The organism is Streptomyces neyagawaensis, assembly GCF_023516595.1.
GTDB lineage: Bacteria > Actinomycetota > Actinomycetes > Streptomycetales > Streptomycetaceae > Streptomyces > Streptomyces neyagawaensis.
Genome location: NZ_JAMGBG010000104.1, coordinates 1 through 2,299 on the forward strand (window position 1 = coordinate 1; position 2,299 = coordinate 2,299).

Consider the following 2,299-nt stretch of genomic DNA (forward strand, 5'->3'; position numbering starts at 1 on the left):
CGGCGTCTCGTTCCCTCCCGACAAGTGCGAAGATGGGCGTCGGCAGGACAGGGCCCCCACCACAGGGCCGAAGAAGAGCGGCCGGACACCAGCCGCCGCCCGGTCACTGGAGACCGGCGTACGGCGCACATGCATGGAGGACGTGACGTGGCGAACGACGCCAGCACCGTTTTCGACCTAGTGATCCTCGGCGGTGGTAGCGGTGGTTACGCCGCGGCCCTGCGCGGGGCGCAGCTGGGCCTGGACGTCGCCCTGATCGAGAAGGACAAGGTCGGCGGCACCTGCCTGCACCGGGGATGCATCCCCACCAAGGCCCTGCTGCACGCGGGCGAGATCGCCGACCAGGCCCGCGAGAGCGAGCTGTTCGGTGTGAAGGCCACCTTCGAGGGCATCGACGTACCGGCCGTCCACAAGTACAAGGACGGCGTCATCTCCGGCCTGTACAAGGGCCTTCAGGGACTGATCGCCTCCCGCAAGGTCACGTACATCGAGGGTGAGGGCCGGCTGTCCTCCCCCACCTCCGTCGACGTCAACGGCCAGCGCGTCCAGGGCCGCCACGTCCTGCTGGCGACCGGCTCCGTGCCGAAGTCGCTGCCGGGCCTGGAGATCGACGGCAACCGCATCATCTCCTCGGACCACGCCCTCGTCCTGGACCGCGTGCCGAAGTCGGCGATCGTCCTCGGCGGCGGTGTCATCGGCGTCGAGTTCGCCTCCGCCTGGAAGTCCTTCGGTACGGACGTCACGGTCATCGAGGGCCTGAAGCACCTCGTCCCCGTCGAGGACGAGAACTCCTCCAAGCTTCTTGAGCGCGCGTTCCGCAAGCGCGGCATCAAGTTCAACCTGGGCACCTTCTTCTCGAAGGCCGAGTACACCCAGGACGGTGTCAAGGTCACCCTCGCCGACGGCAAGGAGTTCGAGGCCGAGATCCTGCTGGTCGCCGTCGGCCGCGGCCCGGTCTCGCAGGGCCTCGGCTACGAGGAGGCCGGGGTCGCCATGGACCGCGGCTACGTCCTCGTCGACGAGTACATGCGGACCAACGTCCCGACCATCTCCGCCGTCGGTGACCTGGTCCCGACGCTCCAGCTCGCGCACGTCGGCTTCGCCGAGGGCATCCTGGTGGCGGAGCGTCTGGCCGGTCTGAAGACCGTCCCGATCGACTACGACGGTGTCCCCCGTGTGACGTACTGCCACCCGGAGGTCGCCTCCGTGGGCATCACCGAGGCCAAGGCCAAGGAGATCTACGGCGCGGACAAGGTCGTCGCTCTGAAGTACAACCTCGCGGGCAACGGCAAGAGCAAGATCCTTCAGACCGCGGGCGAGATCAAGCTCGTCCAGGTCAAGGACGGTGCCGTGGTCGGCGTCCACATGGTCGGCGACCGCATGGGTGAGCAGGTCGGCGAGGCCCAGCTGATCTACAACTGGGAGGCCCTCCCCGCCGAGGTCGCCCAGCTCATCCACGCCCACCCGACGCAGAGCGAGGCGCTCGGCGAGGCCCACCTGGCCCTCGCGGGCAAGCCGCTGCACTCGCACGACTGACCCTCGGTCGACGAAGCGACGATCCAGACTTCCGCAATTCGTTAAGGAGCAACAGAAACCATGGCGGTTTCCGTAACCCTTCCGGCGCTCGGCGAGAGCGTCACCGAGGGCACCGTCACCCGCTGGCTGAAGGCCGAGGGTGAGCGTGTCGAGGCCGACGAGCCGCTGCTCGAGGTCTCGACCGACAAGGTCGACACCGAGATCCCCTCCCCCGCCGCCGGTGTCCTCGCGTCCATCAAGGTCGCCGAGGACGAGACGGTCGAGGTCGGCGCCGAGCTGGCCGTGATCGACGACGGCACGGGCGCGCCCGCCGCCGCCCCCGCCCCGGCCGCCGAGGAGGCTCCGGCCCCCGCGCCCGAGCCCGCCGCTGCCGCCCCCTCCACCGAGCAGGCCGCCCCCGCGCCGGCCCCGACCGCCGAGGCCGCCGCAGGCGCCGGTTCCGCCGAGGGCACCGACGTGGTCCTGCCCGCGCTCGGTGAGTCCGTCACCGAGGGCACCGTCACCCGCTGGCTCAAGGAGGTCGGCGACAGCGTCGAGGCCGACGAGCCGCTGCTCGAGGTCTCCACGGACAAGGTCGACACCGAGATCCCGGCGCCCACCTCCGGTGTGCTGCTGGAGATCGTGGTCGGCGAGGACGAGACCGCCGAGGTCGGCGCCAAGCTGGCCGTCATCGGCGCTCCCGGTGCCGCCCCGGCCGCCGCTCCTGCTCCGGCCGCCCCGGCTCCGGCGCCCGCCGCCGCTGCCCCGGCCCCGGCTGCTCCCG

General features: G+C 70.8%; 2 protein-coding genes. Both read left to right on the forward strand.

Annotated features, from left to right (window positions below):
- Nucleotides 1–147 precede the first annotated feature (147 nt).
- Nucleotides 148–1,536 carry a dihydrolipoyl dehydrogenase gene (lpdA, locus tag M8J73_RS33310; RefSeq protein WP_249829450.1) on the forward strand — a complete coding sequence of 463 codons (1,389 nt, stop codon included), beginning with the start codon at nt 148–150 and terminating at the stop codon, nt 1,534–1,536.
- 60 nt (nt 1,537–1,596) lie between these two features.
- On the forward strand, nt 1,597–2,299 hold a 703-nt coding region (locus tag M8J73_RS33315), incomplete at its 3' end, for a biotin/lipoyl-containing protein (RefSeq protein WP_283947248.1).